The organism is Ruegeria sp. S84 (genome assembly GCF_056583445.1).
On record NZ_CM152618.1, the window covers coordinates 1031397 to 1053028 of the forward strand.

17 protein-coding genes are annotated in these 21632 nt (G+C 52.9%); 3 read left to right on the forward strand and 14 right to left on the reverse strand.

The window, feature by feature from the left end; all coding sequences use genetic code 11:
• Positions 1-5 precede the first annotated feature (5 nt).
• From AC1DFB_RS05215 to ssb, 9 genes are all read right to left on the reverse strand, one after another.
• Positions 6-1589 carry a type I restriction-modification system subunit M gene (locus AC1DFB_RS05215; protein ID WP_480922268.1) on the reverse strand — a complete coding sequence of 528 codons (1584 nt, stop codon included), beginning with the start codon at positions 1587-1589 and terminating at the stop codon, positions 6-8.
• Between the two features lie 417 nt (positions 1590-2006).
• Positions 2007-3119 (reverse strand): ATP-dependent DNA helicase, encoded by a 1113-nt coding sequence (locus tag AC1DFB_RS05220; RefSeq protein WP_480922269.1) that lies wholly within the window; start codon positions 3117-3119, stop codon positions 2007-2009.
• Positions 3116-4039, reverse strand: coding sequence for a helix-hairpin-helix domain-containing protein (locus tag AC1DFB_RS05225; protein ID WP_480922270.1), 924 nt, complete (start codon positions 4037-4039; stop codon positions 3116-3118). The genes AC1DFB_RS05220 and AC1DFB_RS05225 overlap by 4 nt, the downstream gene beginning before the upstream one ends.
• A gap of 224 nt (positions 4040-4263) precedes the next feature.
• On the reverse strand, positions 4264-4731 hold the full coding sequence (locus AC1DFB_RS05230) for a hypothetical protein (protein WP_480922271.1): 468 nt from the start codon (positions 4729-4731) through the stop codon (positions 4264-4266).
• Positions 4732-4741: 10 nt separating this feature from the next.
• Positions 4742-5173, reverse strand: coding sequence for a hypothetical protein (locus AC1DFB_RS05235; protein ID WP_480922272.1), 432 nt, complete (start codon positions 5171-5173; stop codon positions 4742-4744).
• A gap of 1 nt (position 5174) precedes the next feature.
• Positions 5175-7322, reverse strand: a complete 2148-nt coding sequence (locus tag AC1DFB_RS05240; protein ID WP_480922273.1) for a hypothetical protein — start codon at positions 7320-7322, stop codon at positions 5175-5177.
• Positions 7315-8877: a site-specific integrase gene (locus AC1DFB_RS05245; protein WP_480922274.1), complete on the reverse strand. Its 1563-nt coding sequence runs from the start codon at positions 8875-8877 to the stop codon at positions 7315-7317. The genes AC1DFB_RS05240 and AC1DFB_RS05245 overlap by 8 nt, the downstream gene beginning before the upstream one ends.
• Positions 8874-10184 carry a site-specific integrase gene (locus AC1DFB_RS05250; RefSeq protein WP_480922275.1) on the reverse strand — a complete coding sequence of 437 codons (1311 nt, stop codon included), beginning with the start codon at positions 10182-10184 and terminating at the stop codon, positions 8874-8876. Before AC1DFB_RS05250 ends, AC1DFB_RS05245 begins: the two co-directional genes overlap by 4 nt.
• A gap of 135 nt (positions 10185-10319) precedes the next feature.
• Positions 10320-10805 (reverse strand): single-stranded DNA-binding protein, encoded by a 486-nt coding sequence (gene ssb, locus AC1DFB_RS05255; protein ID WP_170393305.1) that lies wholly within the window; start codon positions 10803-10805, stop codon positions 10320-10322.
• Positions 10806-11012: 207 nt separating this feature from the next.
• Here ssb and AC1DFB_RS05260 point away from each other — a divergent pair, with 207 nt between their 5' ends.
• The 3 genes from AC1DFB_RS05260 to AC1DFB_RS05270 all read left to right on the forward strand — a co-directional run bounded on the left by AC1DFB_RS05260 (position 11013) and on the right by AC1DFB_RS05270 (position 13758).
• The gene (locus AC1DFB_RS05260) at positions 11013-11591 is read left to right on the forward strand and encodes a lytic transglycosylase domain-containing protein (protein ID WP_170405293.1); all 579 of its coding nucleotides are present in this window, start codon (positions 11013-11015) and stop codon (positions 11589-11591) included.
• An 87-nt stretch (positions 11592-11678) separates the two neighbouring features.
• On the forward strand, positions 11679-12641 hold the full coding sequence (locus AC1DFB_RS05265; RefSeq protein ID WP_170405297.1) for a LuxR C-terminal-related transcriptional regulator: 963 nt from the start codon (positions 11679-11681) through the stop codon (positions 12639-12641).
• Between the two features lie 130 nt (positions 12642-12771).
• Complete coding sequence (locus AC1DFB_RS05270; RefSeq protein WP_480922276.1) at positions 12772-13758, forward strand: MBL fold metallo-hydrolase; 987 nt, start codon at positions 12772-12774, stop codon at positions 13756-13758.
• 115 nt (positions 13759-13873) lie between these two features.
• On the opposite strand, the gene AC1DFB_RS05275 is transcribed toward AC1DFB_RS05270, so the two are convergent.
• The 5 genes from AC1DFB_RS05275 to miaA form a co-directional block, all read right to left on the reverse strand.
• Positions 13874-15961, reverse strand: a complete 2088-nt coding sequence (locus AC1DFB_RS05275; protein WP_170393301.1) for a dipeptide ABC transporter ATP-binding protein — start codon at positions 15959-15961, stop codon at positions 13874-13876.
• Between the two features lie 93 nt (positions 15962-16054).
• On the reverse strand, positions 16055-17518 hold the full coding sequence (locus tag AC1DFB_RS05280; RefSeq protein ID WP_170510747.1) for an ABC transporter permease: 1464 nt from the start codon (positions 17516-17518) through the stop codon (positions 16055-16057).
• A gap of 13 nt (positions 17519-17531) precedes the next feature.
• Complete coding sequence (locus tag AC1DFB_RS05285) at positions 17532-18578, reverse strand: ABC transporter permease (protein ID WP_170393299.1); 1047 nt, start codon at positions 18576-18578, stop codon at positions 17532-17534.
• 121 nt (positions 18579-18699) lie between these two features.
• Positions 18700-20370, reverse strand: coding sequence for an ABC transporter substrate-binding protein (locus AC1DFB_RS05290; RefSeq protein WP_480922277.1), 1671 nt, complete (start codon positions 20368-20370; stop codon positions 18700-18702).
• Positions 20371-20721: 351 nt separating this feature from the next.
• Entirely contained in the window at positions 20722-21615 is an 894-nt protein-coding gene (gene miaA / locus AC1DFB_RS05295; protein ID WP_480922278.1) for a tRNA (adenosine(37)-N6)-dimethylallyltransferase MiaA, read from the reverse strand.
• Positions 21616-21632: the final 17 nt, after the last annotated feature.

The following is a 21632-nucleotide window of genomic DNA, read 5'->3' on the forward strand; positions in this document are numbered from 1 at the left end:
CAGGCTTACGAGTTAAAAGGGCTTGGGATGCCAAGTTCCGCAGTGAAGCCAGCGATGCTGGCGTCCGTTTCCACCATAGCTTCCTCAAGCCCTTGCAGGGCAGTGGTCACAGCCATTAAGTCAATCGGTTCTTCCTCCTCGAACGTGTCCACGTAGCGGGGGATATTCAGGTTATAGTCGTTCTCGGCCACCTCGCTGAGCGGTGCGACATAGCTGTAGCGGTCAATCGTTTCTCGGTTCGCATAGGTCTGCACGATCTTTTCGACATGCGCGTCGGTCAGCGCGTTCTGATTGCCGACCTTTTTAAACTCTGCGCTCGCGTCGATGAACAGGATATCGCCGTCATGCACGCGGCATTTCTTAAGCACTAGAATGCAGGCCGGAATGGATGTGCCGTAGAAGAGGTTCGGCGGCAGGCCAATTACGGCATCAAGGTAGTTCTGATCCTTTATGATGTATTCGCGGATCACACCCTCAGCCGCGCCCCTAAACAGCACGCCATGTGGCAGAACAATCGCCGCCGTGCCATTGTCCGCAAGCTGGTGGATCATATGCTGCACAAATGCGTAATCAGCCTTTGAGCTTGGCGCTAGGCGGCCGTACTGGCTGTAGCGGTCATCAGTCTCGTGGAGGGGATTGTCAGAGCTCTTCCATTTCGCTGAGAAGGGTGGGTTTGCCACTACTGCCTCAAAGCGTTCTTCGAAGTGTTGTGGCTCCTCAAGAGTGTCCTCTTGCCGGATGTCGAATCGCGAAAAATGCACATCGTGCAGGATCATGTTCATTCGCGCGAGGTTATAGGTCGTGCGATTGAGCTCTTGCCCTGCGAACTCGCCAACGTCCGCCTCTTTCGCGATGCGAAGAAGCAACGAACCCGAACCACATGCCGGGTCGTAGGCGTTTTTAATCTGGGTTTTCCCAAGTGTCACGATCTTCGCGAGGACGCGGGAAACCTGTTGCGGTGTATAGAACTCCCCGGCTTTCTTTCCGGCTCCGGACGCGAATTGCCCGATCAGGTATTCATAGGCATCGCCAAGAACGTCTGATTCCACTTCTCCAAGTTGGAAGTCGATGGCGTCCAAATGTGCCAGTACTTTCGCGATAAGCTTGTTGCGGGCGCCCGGGGTTCGTCCAAGCTTTGTGCTAGCCAGGTCGATATCTTCGAAGAGCTTGTTGAAGTCGTCTTCGCTCTCGTTGCCCATCGTGCTCTGCTCTATGGCGTTGAGGATGCTCTGAAGGTCTTCAAGGATGAAGTTTCCGACTTCTTCCTCGTCGTCCTCATCAACCTTGATGTTCCCCTTCTTCGTGATGGCACTGAAGAGCTCTTCGGGTTTCAGGAAGTATCCGAGCTTCTCGAGCGACTCCTCCTTGATTGCCTCAAGGTCCTCCTCTTCAGTTACATCGACGTAGTCAGTAACTTCCTCGGTCTCGAGTAGTTTGTTTGCAAAGAGGTGCAGCTTTTCTGAGAGGTACTTATAGAAGATGAAGCCAAGGATGTAGTCACGGAACTCATCCGCATCCATCTTCCCGCGAAGCTCGTTCGCGATCTTCCAGAGTTGAGCCTCCAGTCGCTGTTTTTGTGCTTCCGTCATAGTCTTTTTACTGCTCCCAACTGGGTCTTTTTGCCTTCAGCAGGATCTGACCAACGCGTCGGATGACGCACATGTTTGATAACGCACTAAAGCCTGCAATGAACTTTTTTGACGCTTGCTGCGTTAATACCTGCATCAAGTTTGATACCATAGACTACATGTTAGAGTGGTAGGGCAAGAGCTTCCGACAATCGAATTTACTTTAGTCAAGGAAGCAAGAGGGGCTTTGCCCCCGTCGCCTTCGGCGCCTCCCCCAGGATATTTTTGGAACATTGAAAGCGCTGATTTGTTTTGTTTTTCTTTGACCGAAGTACCTAATATAGCTATATTTCTCATGCGGAACAGGGAGGGATCCCGATGGCCGCGAACGTTGAAAGCGGCGAGGTTTCACCTCGCCGTTTTTTGCTGCGCCTACGCTCAAAGATGGTTAAGTAAATTCACACTTCGCGTGCTTGCAAGTGACCCACGTTCTATAGCCCGCTGAATGATCTCTTGGTCGGGACAGCAGACCACAAGTTTTTGCCGTGCTCGGGTTGCTCCAGTATACAGCAATGTCTTGTCCAGCATTCCTTCCACAGCACGAGAAGCAGGAAGAGCCAAAATGACGTTCTCCCACTGGGATCCTTGGCTTTTGTGGATCGTTATCGCAAATCCAAGTTCCAGTTTAGCGATGACGTCATCTGTCAGTTGGATTTCATCTCCGTCAATAATTGCTAGACCGTAGCTGCCGTCTAGTGGCTCATCGTAGGCTCTTGAAATTTTCCCCAGGAAACCGTTTCTGAGGCCAAGTGCATAGTCGTTTTTGATAACGAGAATAGCATCGCCTTCATGTAATCGGCTTCCTTTATCGGTGACGAAGTGTTGAAAGTTTCCGTCGTCGTCAGGGCATTGGATTGCCCTTCGGCGACGCCCATAACCGGCTTGGATCACCTTGTTGATGTTTGTGACTCCATCAATTCCCATGTCGGTTGGACACAGAACGATGCAGTTGTCGCGACCACCCAAATCCTCAAAAAGTTCTTTTATAGTGATGGGGTCCGTGGTCCCGAGGATAACGCAATCTGCTTCTGGTGCTTCTGCGAAGGTTGGTAGCCGACAGGCGGTCTCCGAGTTGCGGACAGCGGTGGCAAATCGATGGATGCCACTATCTTCTCCCTGCCTCTTTACCGCTTCCAAATGAAACCTCGGGATGTCAGATTCCATGATTGCGTGAAAAACTAGGCCCATGCCAACTGGCGGCAATTGTTCGACGTCACCAACGAAAATGAACCGCGTTGCGCTGGGGAGGAGTGACATAAGATTGTACATGGAGACAATGTCGACCATGCTTGCTTCATCGATAACGATTACCAGGTGATCTGGTCGTCGCTCTGGTGCCATTCTCTTCAATTCGATGATGTATTTTGAGATCGTATGCGCGGGCCGATTGGTCGCCTCTGACATTCTGGAAGCCGCTCGACCAGAAAGCGCCAGCTGAACTACTTCAGAACCCAAGCTGACTTTATCTATGATGGAGAGTACGGCATTCAAAATGGTCGTCTTACCTGTACCCGCCCCCCAGACAGGGCGCAAACTTTCGACTTAACCGCTCCGACTACTGCCTGTCTCTGCTCGCTAGTGAGTTCGAATGCAATTCCAGATTCGAACCTAGCCAAAAAAACAGAAATCTCCCGGTCACAAAGTGACGTTTCCCAGCCAGCCAGAAGTGATCCTGCACCGTTGGGCCGGTTGAATGCCGACTTCAGCGTATGAGCAACAAAGTGTTCCAGCAAAAATGGACCTTCCAGTTGGATTCCTGCTGGTGTACGGGTCAACACTTTACGATCAGCAGCTGACCTCAGGATGGTTTGGGGACTTAGCTTTCTACGGCTTGCCTCAGTTTGGAAAGCCGAAACAGGCATCGCCGTCGAGCCTGTCTTTAGTGTGTATTTTTGGACAATATCCTTTACTTGAGCAGCTTGATAAACACTGCTGTTTCGGGAAATTCCTATTCTTTCAGCAACTTCACAGCATTTGTTGAAAGGTACTCCAAACTGAAGCAAAACAAACGGGTCGGCTTCCAGGTATTCGACGGTTTTTTCTTTCCAGATATCAGCGATGCTATGGGCTATTCTGGCAGGTAGGTTTTTCTCTGCCAGCCAATTGATCGCATCAAGCATTTCGTCTCTAGGAAACGTCTTTAGAATTTGGCTAGCGGCAGTGCTGGAAATGCCGAGGTCAAGAAGTGCTTCAAAATCTTCGTTTTGGATAAGATCTAGAATGCTTGGATTCCGAGCAAGCCGCCCGGCTTTAACCTCGCCGATGCCATCGATGTTTTTCTGAAGCCACGTTTCTATGAGGCTCGTGTTGGGCTTGACCAATTCGGCTTCGTCGACGTCAATCCGATCTTCCGTGATCGTGAAGCCATTTACTACGAAGCTGGCTTCATTTTGCGCCCCCTGACGCGCCAAACACTTCCCGGCGTGGCTACGTCTCTGACGGCCCATGGAAAACGCACTGAGAGGCCCTTTGAAGAGTGGATGATGCAACCCTCATCAGACAGCCTCTTGGCGCTTAGTAGGCCGTTCAGTCGCGCTTTTTGAATCTGGACTAGCACTGTTTTTTTAATTCTTGCCGTAGTGACCAATGAAAGGGTGCATATGCTTTGCCGAACACGCTCCAACGAAATCCCAATTCATTTCAAACTCCTTGCAAACGCTTCAGAGGCATCATCAAAAGCTCTCTTGGCGGCAGCAAACTTGCCCATTTCACTCAAACGGAGCTTAAGCTGTCGATTTTCCTCCTCCAACATCGCGATCCGCTCTAGCAGGCGACTATTGGAGGTTTCGGAACGCTTTAGCTTGCTTATGGCGCGTTCGCGTGCGGCACTTTCTTCTCGTGCAGTCTTGGATTGTCGCCCATCGGGTACGACGGATCCCCACTTTTCGTCGCAGTTCTTCGCAAGCGCTTTGACTTCAGGATTTTGTGCAAAAACGCTACGGCCAAAACCCAGTTCTTTTGCGACTTCAGTTCGGTTCAACTTTCCTGATCTAACATAGTCCCGGAAATCATTTTGCAGCTCGCGTTCCTCAATCCAAAGAGTAAAGCGTTCGGCATATTCCAATGCCAAACCCGCGCCCGATTTCTTACCTGCTTTGGTCATATGGTGCTGATTACCTTTTTGCTCTGTTGGTTTTGGGAAGCGGTTTGTTCAGCGTTTTATTCAGAGTAACCAAGTCGACACCGGGCATAGTGTAGAGGTTGTATTGCCAGCGTGCGAACTGCTCGACGTACAGATCCCGTTCCCGCTGCAAGCGAACGACTTTGGCCTGGAGTTTTTCTATTTCTGATAGCGCCGCTTCAAGGGTGTGATCCACGGTCTCTTCGGCCTTGGTCGCCTTGGAAGACTTCAGTTCAGCCTTTCTTGCATTGAACGCCTCAACAAGCCGCGGGTAGCCCAAAAGCGTGTGTCTGGAGATGCTCTTTACACCAATTTGTTTGGATACCATTTTACCTACAAGTGGCCATGTCATCTTTCCCCGCCATCCATCCAGCTCGTTGAGGATGCGGGTCATAGCTTCTTCATTGATCAGCTTGGTCTTCATCTCAAATACTCAGGAGCCCGCGGAGATAGTCATCTGATAGCTTCTCGTCTGGCAAATCAACGATTTCGGTTTCATATCCAGCGTTTTGAAGTGCTCTTTTGGTTTGGCTTACATCATACTCATCGGGTACACGGATAATTGACCCGTCTGGCGTTTCTGGATCTTCTAACTTCAGACGCTGTGTTCGAATGAGCGCCAGCCGATATCCCAGATGATCGACCCACCGAGACGCCCCGAAGTAGTTTAGGCCTTCAGCTTCGCGTGCCCGGTCAAACTCAGCCTGAATTAGGTCCTCTTCTACCCGAATTTTCTCAAGGTTGTCGGATAGCCCCTTGATTACGCAGTGTTCCTTGCAGGTCAGGCAGTTGGCACCTTTGGTGCATGGCTCCATGGCGAAATCGTGTTCGCAAAATCCCCATTTTGTTATCTCTGCCATGCCTAACCGGTCTTTATGTCCAAGGGCTTCATAGGACACCGGGCCGTTTAACTTGGCTTGTTGAAGAGCGGACTGCGAAGCTGGTAGTAAGTCGAGAACCTCGCGCTCTCGTTGTTCTCTCTCTGCTGGAGTTCTTAAGTCATAGTGGCGATTATCTTCGATGCGAAGGCGCCCGGCCCATTGGGCTAGTTCAAGACTGTCCATATTCCCGCGTTCAGCGTTAGTGGACAGCCAAACTCTAAGTTGGTGGCTGGTTAGCCGTATTTCAGACCCGTCTTCATTCTTTAAGCCAAAAGTGTCAAAGATGGACGCAGACCTTCCTCCGCTTTTGTTGGGGCGGCTTCCTAGAGCATGATTTATCAGCTCAGAACCCAAGGTTGGAATGGCCAATTTGTATGGTCTTGTCTTGAATTGGCGATTGGTTGCAAACTCCCAGGTAACGACCAAGGAGTCATGTAGTTTTATGTTGGTTCCGGAGATGTTAGGAAATTCTCTTGGCAACACTCGCCGGGCCAGACATCCTAAGTCATTGTAAGTTATTAATTCTTTGTGGGCCACATGATCCCAGAAATGCTTATTTAGCTCCGGTGAGTTCAAATTGTTCCCGAGTGCAGTTCTCTTGGTGATTCCTTGGGTGCTTTCGAGCTTGGCTTCAGGAGACGATGGAATTGGAGTTAACCCGAGCGCCCCATGAATTTGCTTTCCGTTTAGAGGATTGCTTTGGCTGAAGTCGCCGGCGGTCAAGCATCGCTCATGAACAAAAAATCCACATTCATTCTCATTGTAGAAAGCTGCCGCCTTTCTTGGCTCTGAGCTTATTTCACGCAATCGACCAACTGCTGCTTCAACAACGGGCTCCATGACTCTGGGAACCCATTTTATAGTCTCTCCGTAGCCCTTGGCTGAATGCCAGCGGACTCCCATTCGCCGCTTTGTTTCACCGGATTCTTCATATTCTTCTATCGTCAAGCAATCGTGGGTCAGATGATTTAGCTCTGATACCCGGCCTGGCGCAAAGATCAGCATGACAATAAGACTGGTTACATACTTGTCGGGTACTGTTTCGGCACGATTGAATGCGTCCATAATGCACATCATCTCGTGCATGGAAGGGCACCGCTCTTCCTGCCACTTTTTGTCTTTGTCTGAGGTGCCCATGGACCTCTCGCGAGGTCGGCTCCAAGGGTTTCTCCAGATCGGCAGATCAATTACAATTTTGTTTTCCCTGATGTCTTTGTAGAGTTTTTCCAGCGCTTGACCAAAACGGTACAGAGCTGCGGGACCCATTCTATCATTTGCTTCGATTAACTCGACGAGTTTCGCCTGAACGATGCCGTCAAGTTTCAGAATTTCCGGTGTCCCATGAACTTCCACCAATGCAGCGTAAACGTAGCGCAGCGCGTTGATGTTTTTGGTAATCGCTGTGGAAAGCCTTTTCGTAAGGAGCGTCCGAACATGGGCTTTGGCAAAATCCATGAACGGTTGCTCAAAGGGTACGTGTTCACGTTGACCAATGTTGCGTCCCTGCATTTTTGCTTGGGAGAATTGGACTGAGGTTATTTTGGCTCCTAGCTTGTACTCCCACTTGTCCACCAAGAATCCGCCTTGGTCTTCGAACAATGTCAGCTCATCGCGAGCAAAGCGGATAAAATCGCGAAGGTTGCGAGCTCCATCGATGTCGTTTTGGGGAATAAAGACGACCACATTACTCATTTTCAGACCTCAGTTGCTCAACAGCAGTCTTGATTGCAAAGGCTCGTGAGATTTGTAGATCGTATGATTGAAGGACTCCGTTGCCGACATTGGAATTTCGAAGTTCGTCACGTTCATCCAATAGTTCTGACAACAAGTCATCCCAAGGCGCGTCCATCCATGGCTGGAACTGGGTGCAGACGAGACAAGACTTTATGCCCCCAGCACAGAAACCTTCATTTCCGCAATTTCCCATGGTTGTGCCGCCGGTTTTATGAATCCGGCTGTTTGGGTCATTGGCTCGGATTGCATCCCGTTCGGACTCGATAAGCATGCCTCGGGCAGCCATTGCCAAGGGGGTCAAAGCAGGAAGCATGGCTTCGTCAATCCGCTCAGCAACATTGGGAGTGTTTTCTGTGTAAACACCAATCTGCTGGGTATCAGAATGGTCCAAAAGGTAGGCCAATTCAGTGCCGCCGATACCTTTTCTTGCAAGGTTAGTGGCGCGACTTCGCCGCATTCGTGTTTGGGTGATGTGAATGGTGTCGCCAGTTCGTTCCGATATGGCCGTGCACATGTGAGATAACTTCCCGATAATTTGGGAGGTCTTCCGCCCGTTGGCATGCAGGTAGTCCGGCGTCTCCCTTAGAATTCTGTTCAACTCACTTAAAGAAACTAATTCCTCGATACGTGCATCATGTGAGAAAACAGGCAGCTCTTGCAGGACATCAACCGGAACGTCCTCAGGGATACATTCCCTAACCCGACTATAAACGCTCTCACTCAAGTTCTTGAGCAGTAGGTACAAATCTTCGCCAATAAGAATTTCGCGAAATTGGCTACGATATGGTGCGCCCCGTTGTTTGGCCCTTGGCACAGCAAGTCGAAATTCACGAACACCATTTACATCGTTTGCTTTGAGATCCTTTCCGCGCAAGGCGCGTAAGTTCACGGAGCGCCGACCAGTGACAAATGAGCAAAAAAACCACGCATACTCTTTGAGTGAGATGCTGCCTTCCTCGAATTCATTTGTTGACCAAACCAACACGGCCGCTTGTTCCGTCGTAGTAAATGGTCCGCTGTAAGGGCATCGGTGTTCCACTGCGGCCCCTTTTTTGTTGCCTCGGAGTTTGAGCGAGTCGAGGTAGGGTACGACGTCCGGAGCCAAGCCGCTCTGACCGTAGTCGGCCAACGTTCGCAAAAACCCCCTAAAGTGACCGAGCCTGTATTCGTGTTCGGGTTCCAATGAAGCGCGATAATTCTTGAGTTGAGAGGCAGTTATTGGTTCGCCCATGAAATGCGGCGACCTCAGGAAAAACAATGTGTTATTGATACAGCCTGAGGTGTAGTCGGATGAAGCCTCTACGGCCAACCTCCCAAGCGTGTACCTTATCGCGTCAAAAAGCGTGGTCTGATTCCCAAGTAGCTCACTTAGGGACGAGAGATTTAGGCTAATGCCACCGTCCAGTTGCCAGGTATTGCCCCAGAAATCAAACTGATATCCGGCTTTGGAGCGCAGGAACTTTGAACGTTCAACCTCAGTGCTTCTGGCCAATGAGGGTTCAATGGAGTTCACAGCATTTTCCCTTTGGTTTCGGCAATTTCGTCCAATTGGCTTTGCATCAGGCGATCCGCTTTCTGTTTAATGTGCCTTGAGTTGTATGTTTCTGCCGTCTTCTCTGAACGCCAACGATTCAAGCGCATACGGAGCTGTGTCTCCTCTTTTTGCGAGATGCGCTTTTCAGAGGGATCATTCGCCGCAAGGGCATTTTGTTCGTCAATTTTCTTTGAGAGGCGGTAGTTGAAGTTATGGCGAAAGCCATGTCGCGTGATTTCATTGAAAATTTCTGGTGCCCGGCGTGATGCTGGCTTGGCAATTCTCGTTTTGAAGGTCACGATACCAACTGGCTGTCCATAGCCGGCACCCTTGCGATGGTTCACAAATATATATGGATGACGCCGAGCCTCGGCAATTTGGGCGCGATCCTTCATTACGTACTGATGAAGGTCACTGGCCAAGGTTTCAGATATATAAACTTGTCCTTCTTCGGTTTTCGCTACCGGTTGATGCTTGCGGCTGTCGTTAGCGTCATCATGGCGTCTAACGATTTTTAGAATGCGCTGTGTCCAATCAATATCCCCAATCTGGAGGCCTAGTATTTCTCCACCCCGTGCCCCCGTTTCAAACATGATGTCGAACATCACTTGATTACGCAGCCGCACATTTGTGCGGAATGGGTTTTGTGGGTTATCTACGCGGACTAGGCGCAGGACTTCGTCGTAGACCTCGGGAGGGGCAGAGCGGTAGTTGGGGTCGATTTGAAGCCCTGAACTACGACGTACTTTTGGCGCCTTCGCATGCATGTTTGCCGCCATTTCATCTAGCTCGTGGTAAAGATTGGCGCGATGACTGGAGTAACGGTGCATGGTTTTTCCGACAAAAACCATAAAGCGGGCTGCGACACTCATTCTGTTTTTTTGCTGATGAGTGCTAACGGTTTCCAAAGCAGGCAAACTATGCGGGTGATGGATTTGCATTGAAATCACATCATTTGACTTCTGGATATTCAGACTTCTTTCAACCTCGGAACGCTTGAGAGTGAAGTGTTCATATAGCGACTCGATGTCGATGGGCGTCAAAAATTTTCCATCTGCAAACTCTGCGATTAGATCTCTTTCGTTAGCGTACTCCCAGAGTCTCAAGTGACGAATTGAGGTCAGAACACTGAGGATGGTGTTCTGAGAAAGCTTGGAGCGCAACTCAACAGTAACAAACAGTGTCGACCAATAGTCGGGTAGGCAGCCCTCAGATTCGAGGTAGCTGAACCGTTCGCCACTGGCAAAAATGATATTACGTTGTTTTAGCACGGGAGCGTCAACCAATCAAAAATCTACATTTCAATTGGTTTCGGAATCACGCAACCTTGTCAACCTCAAAAGTTTACACTTTTGAGGCTTTTCTTACATCTTTACAGCCGGTTGGCGTTCGTAAATCTACAATTCTGAATTATGTTACTCTCAGAACGGAATCTCGTCGTCATCGATGCCGCCGGATGCAGGGGCAGGGGCGCTGGACTGACCGCCATAGGGATCACCATAGCCTCCTCCGGCCTGACCACCGCCATAGCCACCACCGCCGCCACCGCCTTCACCGCGGGCATCCAGCATAGTCAGCTCGCTGCGGTAAGGGCGCAGGACAACCTCAGTCGAATAGCGATCCTGCCCCGACTGATCCTGCCACTTGCGGGTCTCTAACTGGCCCTCGACATAGACTTTGCTGCCTTTACGCAAATACTGCTCGGCAACGCGAACCAGAGGTTCCGAGAAGATGGCGACTGTGTGCCATTGGGTTCGATCCCGACGCTCACCAGTGTTGCGGTCTTTCCATGTCTCTGACGTTGCGATGCGCAGGTTGCACACCTTACCACCGTTCTGGAACGACCGCACCTCGGGGTCGGCACCGAGATTGCCGATCAGAATGACCTTGTTGACTGAACCCGCCATATATTCCCTCGTTTTACTCTGACTGGATGGCGCCCGAATCTGGCGCTGTATTCTGGTGCTGACCCTATACGGGCTACGACTTGGTTGAAACATGATTGATCGTGCAACGCTGAGCAGGAAAACATTAGGACTGTCTTAACCAAGCTTTCATTTCCGGCTGATTTAACTATAATCTGATTGGTTGTTGAGGGTGCAGGATTGGCATTAATGCGTTTTCTGGTCGGCGGTATCTCGGTATTGGGTCTTTGTCTGACGTCGTTTGCGACGCAGGCAGAAACGCTGTCCACCAAGAATCGTAAGGCGATATTCCTCAAGCAATCCAAGGTTTTGGATAATCGGGCCGCTACGCAATATCGCGGCTCTGAACGGCTTAAACCCAAGACCGAGCGTGGGAAATTCGTCAAGCGTTACACTGGTAACTATCGGGGCCAGTATCTCGATCATGCCAGAAAAGCAGCGCGGCAACATAATGTGCCGGAAGAACTTTTCCTGCGACTTGTTCAACAAGAAAGCGGGTGGAACCCGAATGCCAAATCCCACAAAGGGGCCTTGGGTCTTGCGCAACTGATGCCTCAGACAGCGCGGCTGCTGGGCGTCAATCCGCACGATCCGATCCAGAATCTGGAGGGTGGTGCGCGTTATCTTTCCTGGCAATACCGCAAGTTCAAGTCCTGGCGCCTTGCACTGGCAGCTTACAATGCAGGGCCCAAAGCAGTTGAAAAGCACGGCGGAATTCCACCCTACAAGGAAACCCAGAACTACGTAAAAGTGATCTGGGGGGGCTAGCTGCGCCGCAGCGTGTCTGTTTCTTGATCTACCGCCAAACGCTGTCCTAGTCTGATTGGATAACTTTTCGGACTGGTGCGAATTGCGATGATCCAAGATCGACCCAACATACCGCCCGAGACAATGGCGAACTGGCAGCGTTTGGTCGACCTTGTTTCGCAGCTGGCCGATGTGCCCGCCACTTTGATCATGAAGACCGAAGCGCCGGATCATGCGGTTCTGATCACATCGGATCATCCAGAAAACCCATACCCGGTCGGCATGAATTTTCGACTGAACCCGAAGCTCTATTGTCAGGGCGTTCTGGAACGCGACGGCGAATTTGTTGTCGAGGACGCAACCTGTGACCCGGCTTGGAGCGACAATGAGGACATGGAGCATGGAATGTCCTTCTATATCGGTTTTCCGCTGAAGTGGCCGGATGGTTCGGTATTCGGAACAATCTGCGTCTTGGACCGTCACCGCAATCGCCGAGCCTTGTTGTTTCGTGAAGGTTTGGCACAGTTTGCGCGCATGGTTGAATCGGATTTGGCTTTGATCCAAGAGGTTTACCTGCGCCGAGCGCTGGAAGTGAAGTTGAATGAAACTCTGGCGCAACTGGAGCACCGCGTTGCGGCGAGGACGCGGGAGCTGCAGGAAACAAACACGGCGCTACGGGTGCTGTTGACCAGTTTGGACGACGATCGGAAAGACCGGGATCAGGATATCGTAGATCAGGTTCGCACGATGGTGTTGCCATATCTGGACAAGTTGCGCGGGCTATTGACCGAAGGCGACGCCTCGCAAGTTTATCTGGAACTGGCCGAGCGTAATCTGCAAGAGATTACTTCAATGATTTCCGACAAGCTTTCGGATGCGTTTTCGGTCATGACGCCGACCGAGATCGAAATTGCTCAGCTGGTCATGTCGGGCAAAACCACGAAAGATATCGCCCGGGCGATGTCGCGCGAAACTTCTACAATTGATTTTCATCGTAACAATATTCGTCGAAAACTTGGCCTCGAAGGCCGTGATCAGAACTTGCGAAGCCATCTTTTGTCGATTTCGTGATTTCTGAATATGGGGATTTCCCCCATATTCCCCCCCGATTTTTCTGATCTGAGCAACCTGTGCCACGCGCGCTAGGCTGGTCGCAAGGGTGCGGACCAAGCCGTGCCTTTTCAACTCGGGAGGATAAAAAATGGATCGCAAAGATCTGAAACCCACAATTCTAAACGGAGAACGCGACACATTGGCAAGTGGTCTGTCGCGTCGATCGTTCTTTATGGCTGCCGGGGCCGCCGGCGTCGGTGCAGGGGCCTCACTGTTGGGTAGCAAACCGGCCGAGGCGCAATCGCAGGCCTGGCTGCAGCCTGGCAATAATAACCACGTAATCGATCTACAGGGCTCGACTGGTCAGGCAAGCACGGGAGCGGTTGGAATCGATTATTACGGTCACTGCGCGATTAAAATCACCTCTCCAAACGGAGCGACCGTGTTGTTTGATCCTTGGCGCGATGATCCCTCCGGCGCATGGGGCCTGTGGTTCCGCAACGAGTTCCCGCAGATCCCAGTTGATATCACCATGTCCACTCATGCTCATTTTGACCATGACGCTATCGAGCGACCAAGTTCCACAATGGTTTTAGACAGGATGGCGGGCAATTTTGAATTTGCTGATCTTAAGATCACAGGTTTTGCTGACAAACATGCCTGCGTTGCGCCGGGTTGGTACGAATGGACCAACGCCTTGGCCGAGTTTGGCGCGGAAGCTTGTCCGCCCAACAACGTCGGACATATGGACATGGTGGTCTACCTTGTCGAAACCGGAGGCATTCGCACCTTGATCTGGGGCGACAACCGCCACAATCCGCCTCAGGAGTTCTGGGATGCTATAGGACAGGTAGACGTGCTGACTTTGCCCGTCGACGGATCGGAACACATCCTTAGCTTCGATCAGGGCAACGATATTGTCGCCAAGCTCAAGCCCAAGATCATCATCCCGACGCATTACCTCAATGAGGTTACGTCATACACGCTTACGACGCTGCAGACCGCAGACGATTGGGTCAAAAGCCAGCAGAGTTACAAGATGCTCGACAGCGCCAGTCTAAAACTGGAGGCCGGAGATGTGGCGGGTATGAATCAGGAGTTCATGCACTTCGGCAACAACGTGATGACGGGCTGATTACGATCAGAAACTGCCACTCACCCACGACCTGCGTCGCCTGTCTCCCCACTAAACGTGACGCAAATTGAAAGGGCCGGTCTTTGACCGGCCCTTTTCTTTCGTTTGCGCGGATTTATTCGGCCGCAATTTTGATAACCGGCTCCATTTTGGCCAGAATGTCTTCGGCAAGGTGACATTTCACCTGATGACCATCCGCAAGTGTCTGCACCGGAGGCACATGGGATTCGCATCGCCCATCCGGCACTTCTGATTTCCAGCGACAGCGTGTTTGGAATGGGCAACCCGGCGGCGGGTTCATGGCCGAGGGGATATCGCCCTCAAGCACGATGTGCTGCTTTTCGATCGATGTGTCTGCGATTGGAACCGCACTTAGCAATGCCTCAGTGTAGGGATGATAGGGTGGGCTAAAGACCTGATCGGTGGTGCCCAGTTCAACCACATGCCCCAGATACATCACCATCACACGGTCACTGAGATAGCGCACGATTGAAAGGTCGTGACTGATGAACAGCAGCGTGGTTTTGTGCTCGCGCTGAATCTCCATCAACAGGTCCGTAACGGCAGCTTGTACGGATACGTCCAGCGCCGAAACCGGTTCATCCGCAACCACGATCCGTGCATCACCGGCAAAGGCGCGGGCGATACCGACGCGCTGCTTCTGACCGCCTGATAGCTGGCGTGGCATCCTGTCCGCGAAGGCGCGGGGCAATTTCACGAGATCCAGCAGTTCCAGCATCCGCTTCTTGCGATCGGCCTCGGAGTCACCGACGCCAAAGATTTCCAGCGCCCGGATGATTTGACGGCCTACGGTCATCGACGGGTTCAGCGTGTCGAACGGGTTCTGAAACACCATCTGCACTTCGCCAACGGTCTTGGCGTCGCGTTCTTCGATGGGCACGTCCTCGATATTGCGATTGTCCAGCAGGATCTGCCCGTCGGTGGCTGTTTCCAGCCCCATCAAGACCTTCGCAAAAGTGGATTTGCCGCAACCGGATTCGCCGACAATGGCAAGCGTCTCGGATTCATGCGCTTCAAAGCTTAGCGTCTCATTGGCCTTGACCACTTTGGTCTCACCACCGCCGAACAATGCATTCGCAGCCACCTCATAGTATTTCTTGAGGTTATCCATTTTCAGAACAGTCCGGCCAATCTCGCCTTTCTCTTTCTGCTCACCAACGGTGATTGGCGCGTTCCAGTCGATTTCCTGGAATTTCAAGCATCGCGTATGGTGTCGGTCGTTGCCCGGTACCGCCTCCATCAGGATATCCTTGGCGTCACAGCGGCCTTCTTCGAAATAGTCGCAGCGCGGACCAAAGTTACAGCCCGGAGGCCGCTCATGAGGCAGGGGAAAGTTACCCGGTATGGCCACCAGTGGGCGCGAGTTCTTGTCGGCGCCCGGCAGCGGGATCGAGCGGAACAGCGCCTGCGTATACGGGTGCTGCATCTCGTCGAATACATCCTTGATCGAGCCACGCTCGACGGCCTCACCTGAATACATCACGCACAGCCGGTCGCAGGTTTCCAGCACCAGACCCAGATTGTGCGAAATGAACAGCATCGAGGTGCCGTATTTCTTGCCCAGATCCTTGACCAACTCGACCACGGCGGCCTCGACCGTCACGTCCAGAGCGGTTGTTGGCTCATCCAAGATCAACAAGGCAGGTTTCGACATCAGCGCCATCGCAATCACGATCCGCTGCTGCTGACCGCCTGACAGCTGATGCGGGAACGAGTTCAGCATCCGCTCAGGGTCGGGCAGGCGTACATCGGTGACCACTTCCAACGCACGAGCATAGGCCTCTTCGGCACCAACGCCCTCATGAATCATTGGCACTTCCATCAGCTGTTTGCCGATCTTCATCGCCGGATTCAGCGATGCCATCGGCTCCTGATAGATCATCGCGATTTCATTGCCACGTATGTCGCGCAGCTCTTCGGTGGTCATTTCACCCAGATCACGCCCCTTGAACTTGATCGAGCCACCGACGATGCGGCCATTCTTGCCCAAATCCTGCATGACACCCAGCGCCACGGTAGATTTCCCACAACCTGATTCACCCACCAAACCGACGGCTTCGCCGGGTTGCACACTGACCGAGAAATCCATCACGGCAGGGATCTCACGAAGGCGGGTAAAGAAGGAAATCGAAAGCTTGTCGATCTCCAGGATTGGCCCGTCATAATCCGCCAGTTTGTTCATCTTATTACTCCTCGCGAGAGTCCGGGGGTTCCCCTTCATCTGGCTAAAAATATCTCGGGGGTCCGGGGGCAGAGCCCCCGTCCTCGATCACAATCAGTCCTTCAGACTTTCTTCGCGCAGACCATCCGCTAGCAGGTTCAAGCCAAGAACCAGCGACAGCAATGCCAGCGCGGGCGGCAGTGCGGGATGTAGATAGATCGACAGAAGCTTGCGCCCCTCGTTGATCGTCGAGCCCCAGTCCGGGCTTTCCGGTGGCAGCCCCAGCCCAAAGAAACCCAAGGTTCCAAGCAGGATGGTCGTGTAGCCGATGCGCAGGCAGAAATCGACGATCAGCGGACCACGCGCGTTGGGCAGGATTTCCCACAGCATGATGTACCATGGACCCTCGCCGCGCGTTTGGGCCGCAGCCACATAGTCGCGAGTTTTGATGTCCAGCGCCAGTCCGCGTACGATGCGGAACACGGTCGGAGAGTTCACGAAGACCACCGAGACGAACACCACCAGAATACCGCCTGGAATATCGAACAGATCAAGGTAGGTCGGCAGACCCCAGATGCGGTAGCTGTCGGTGTTGATGATGTAGCCACCAGTCGAAATCAGCGACAGGTAGAGCCAGAGCGCAACACCCAGAACCCCGATCAACAAAGGCGTTCGAAAACTGGGACGCGTATAGAAACGCGAATTCAGCAGAACGCCGAGGAAGATGATCGGGAACACGAACAGGATCGCGGCCATATAGTTCGGCACGCCGGTCGCTACGATCTCGGGCGTGACCAAAAGGTAGAACAGCAAGATCACGGGAAAAGCCAGGATCAGGTTCGCGAGGAATGACAGGAGCGTATCCAGACGCCCGCCATAGTAGCCTGCGGGTAAACCCAGAGTGATACCGACCATGAAGGCAAACATCGTCGCCAGCGGCGCGATCTGCACGACGATCCAGGCACCTTTAACCATACGGCTAAAGACGTCGCGCGCGAGGTTATCTCCACCCAGCAAATACCAAGCGTATTGTCCATCCTCCAGATTGGGAAGCGGGGTGCCCGGCACCTTGTTCTTCATGCCTGAGACCTGCGACAGCGGATCGTGGGTTACGATCAGATCGAGTGCGCCAAATATGCCGGTGAACACCCAGAACATCACAAGGCCAAAGCCGATCATACCAATGGGGCTGTCGAACAGCTTGCCATATAGGCCCAGCTTGCGCTTGAACGCAATCGACATCGCATAAAGGATGATCAGCGACAGCCAGACGGGCAGAAACTGCTGAGAGATAGCGCCGATGATGCCAGCACTGGTCCCCATCAGGATGCCAAGGACAATGTACGCCACCGCAATTCCCACACTTGCCAGAAAGCTATAGCGTAGCGACGATTGTATCAGGATTCTCAGGCCAGAGCTCGAACTGAGCGTCCCATCGGCATTCACAATCATCTGATCTTCGGGCAGCACGATACTTGCCAGCATCCAGACAACGATGGACAAAAGCATCAGTCCCAACGCAAGCATCAACAGCGGGTTCAGGAAGGCGATAGAGCCGGTCCAGGTAAGTGGTTCCATGATCTATCCCTCCTTACGAAATGCGGATGCGCGGGTTGAGGTAGACATAGCCGATATCCGAGATCAGCTGCGTCACCAGCACCACGAAGACCGACACGACCGAGATCGCCAGCAGCAGCTGGATGTCATTGTTGCCCGCTGCCTGTACGAGCGCCCAGCCAAAGCCCTTGTAGTTGAACAGGGTTTCGACGATCACGACACCATTCAGCAGCCATGGGAACTGCAGCATAATGACTGTAAAGGGCGCGATAAGCGCGTTGCGCAGCGCGTGTTTCATGACGATATTCGGGAATGACACGCCTTTCAGACGCGCCGTCCTGATGTATTGCGCCGTCATCACCTCGGTCATTGAGGCGCGGGTCATCCGGGCGATATAGCCCATCCCGTAAAGCGCGATGGTCAGAACTGGTAGGAAGAAGTTCTCGAACGTCGGGTTCTCCATCGCTTGCGTGGCGGTGCCTTTGAACCATTTCAACCCGACGGCGGAGGATGTGAAGATCGCTATGAAGATAACGCCCGAGACGTATTCTGGGGTCGCCGTCGTCGTGATGGCAAAGGTTGAAAGCGTCCGGTCAGTGGCCGAACCTTCCTTCATCCCGGCCAGGATGCCCAGAATGAGTGCCGAAGGGACCATCAGCAGCATCACCCAGAACATCAGCCGTCCGGTCAGTGCCAGCCGGTTGCCAACAACGGTAGAGACCTCTTCCTTGAAGACAGTTGAATATCCCCAGTACCCCTGCAGGATACCGCAGAAATTCGGAGATTCCTCGGCAGTTTTGCCTGGCAGGATACATCTGCCCTGAACGGTTCCGTCCTCATTTGTGTGTCGGAACGAGGGCAGGACACCCAGCCATTCACCGTATTTGATCGGCGTGGACTGGAGGTAGCCGTTTTTCTCCAGATAGCTCTCGACCTGTTCATCAGACATCCGGAAATTGCCCTGCGTCTTCGCAAGCTTTTCCAGGTTCGGGTAGAGATTGGTAAGGAAGAAGACTAGGAATGTCAGGCACAATGCTGTCAGCAGCATAATCCCCACACGCCTTAGAATAAAAAGTCCCATGTTAGCCCCTGTTGATCGGCTGGCGTGACAGGCATTTCGCCCCACGCATTGCTATTATTCTGGTCGCCGTATTGAGGACGAAGGGCCGCGCCAGATTGGCGCGGCCCTTGTAGGTTTCGGCTTAGGAAGTCAGGCCGAACTTATAAAGCTGCGGCAGGTCCGCAATGTGCTTTTCGACACCGACCATATTGTCGCGGTGGTGACGCATCGCGGTCCGCCAATAGGGCTGGATGACCACGCCTTCGTCGATCATGATCGTCTGCAGCTTCGCCATCACCTCACGGCGCATATCGACATCAGCGATCGAGTTCGCCTCGGCCAGCAGCATGTCGAACTCTTCGTTGGCAAAACCAGATTCATTCCAAGCGACACCCGACTTATACGCCAGTGCCAGAACCTGCGTGCCCAGCGGGCGGTGGTTCCAGTTGGTCGAGGAATACGGGTACTTGGTCCAGTCGTTCCAGAATGTCGAACCGGGTAGAACCGTGTGCTTTGCCTTGATGCCCGCATCGTTCAACTGAGCCACTACCGCAGCCGTGGTATTGCGACGCCAGTCATCGTCGATCGACTGCACTTCGTGTTCGAAATCGCCCATACCCGCTTCGTCCATCAGCGCCTTTGCGCCTGCCGGATCGTAAGGGATACGCGTCACAGCCGAGTCGTACTCGGGGTGCATCGGGCCTACATGACAGTTGTCGGCAGTGATGCCGTAGCCGGACATGCCAAGTTCAAGGCAGACGGCGTTGTCGACTGCCATGGCAAGGGCCTGACGGACCCTCTTGTCGCCATAGATTTTGTTGCCATCGGCGTCTTCAGCCAGCTGGTTGGGGCGAATGACAATGGTAAAGCCCGATGGGATTTCCGAGCGGACAAGGCCAATACTGTCAAAGATGTCGACAAACTCGCCAACCGATTCCCAGTTCATATCGATCTCTTCGGCCTCATAGGCGGCCAGGAAAGCGGCAGGGTCAGTGCCATAATCGATGAATTCGATCCGGTCGATATAGCCGCCTTTACCAGCTTCGTAGCCCCACCAGTCAAAGCCTTCGTTGCGGACCAGAACGCCCTTCACGCCGACCTCATGGCTTTCGGGCATCATGAAACCCGTACCAACTGGGTTGGACAGCATATCATTTGCATCAAAGCTGCTGTGTACGATTGCACCCGGGTAATCTGCCATGCCGGGGATGATCGTGATATCCGGCGCGTTGCACTTCAGCTTGACTGTATGCGAGTCGACAACGGTGATGGCGCCATCTGCGGCTTTCTGAGTGCTCTCATCCATCAGTGAGGCCATGCGCGAGGCCATCGAGTTCCCTTCCAGAGACCCGTCGCACCAACCTTCGATATTGCGAGCTACGTCTTCGGCAGTGAAATCGTCACCATTGTTCCACTTCACACCTTTGCGGACGTTCAGCGTGTATTCAGTGGCGTCATCATTGGCTTCCCAGCTTTCCAGCAACATGGGTTTGAACGAGCCGTCATTATTGTATTCGACAAGATATTCCAGCCAGCCAGCCGTGAAGGTTGCGATCTGCGTCCAGTCATATGTGCGCGGGTCTTTCAGTGCGCGCACTTCCATTTGATAGCGGATGGTGCCGCCACGCTGAGGTTCGGCAGCGGCTGCCGGTGACTGCAGGCCAATCATGCCATATGCCGTCGGTACAGCAACGCCCAGCGCGGTTACACGGGCCAGAAATTCACGACGGCTCAGATTGCCCTCACGATATTCCTTGGCGTGCATCTCTGCCGCCCAATGCATCGGCTTTCCGTTGATTGTCTGGTTTTCCATAGATGTCTCCCTGTGACACATAATTTTTTTAGATTTCGTGTTTCTGATTGATAGAGCCGGGCACTACAGGGACCGTTTAGTCTCGGTTGGTAGGGCCACGGGCTTGGATTTACGATTTATCAACATCCCCATAGCCGCATTCGGCACCAGTTTTTTCCCTGCGTCAATGTTGGAAATCGTCATAGATGGTACAAAAACGACATCCGAGCAGAAAGTGAGGTTCGGAAAGTTTCAATGTGAAAGGAAACGAGACACGTTGTGACGGATAGATGGATATATATCTATCTCTCACCATGGTGCTGATTAAGGCGTTGTTATATTAGGCTTTATCGTCTCCGGCGACTGCAGCCTTCAACACGCAGCGTCAAGGTGATGCCAGAACTTCATGCGCGCACGGAACCATGTGCGTTGGCGCTTGGCAAACTGCCGTGTCGCGATCGTCGCTTTTTCGCGCGCCTCATCCAGTGTCATGCGGCCGTCCAGGTAGCCCATTAGCTCCGGAACGCCGATCGCTTTACAGGAGGGAAAAGAGGGGTCATAGCGATCGCGCATGGCCTCCACTTCCTCTATAGCTCCTTGGTCCAACATCAGGTCGAACCGTCGGTTGATGCGATCCAGCAGCCAGTCTTTTCTGGCGTCGAAAACAATCGGCACCGTGTTTTGAATATCCAGTATCGGGGCGGGGGTGTCAGCCTGCCAATCCGAAAGGGATCGCCCGGTTGCGTTCTGAACCTCCCAGGCGCGCTGAACACGCGCGCGGTTTTGGGTGTCGATCCTCTGCAGGGTCAGACCGTCCAAACCCGCGATTAGTTCTTGCAACGGCAACTTATCCGCGTGTTCCCGGATTTCCGGCGGGGTTGCGGGGATATCGGCCATCCCCTCGGTCAGAGCTGTGAAATACAGACCGGTCCCTCCGACGATTATCGGACGAGGGCGTTGCGACAGCATCGGCGTGACCTCTCGCAGCCAATGACCAGTCGAATAGGTCTGGTCATAGGCAACATGCCCATACAGACGGTGCGGTGCGCGGGCCTCATCCTCGGGCGAGGGGCGGGCCGAGATAATACGCCAGCAGTCATAGACCTGACTGGCATCGGCGTTGACAATCACGCCTCCGAAACGCTCGGCGATCAACAGCGCCAGCGCCGATTTACCCGAGGCAGTGGGCCCGGCGATCAATACAGGTTTGTCATCGGGAATCGACGGCAATTGCGCCAAAAGCCGGTTCTCAGAGTTGTCGGCCATGACTGGTTGCCCCGTTC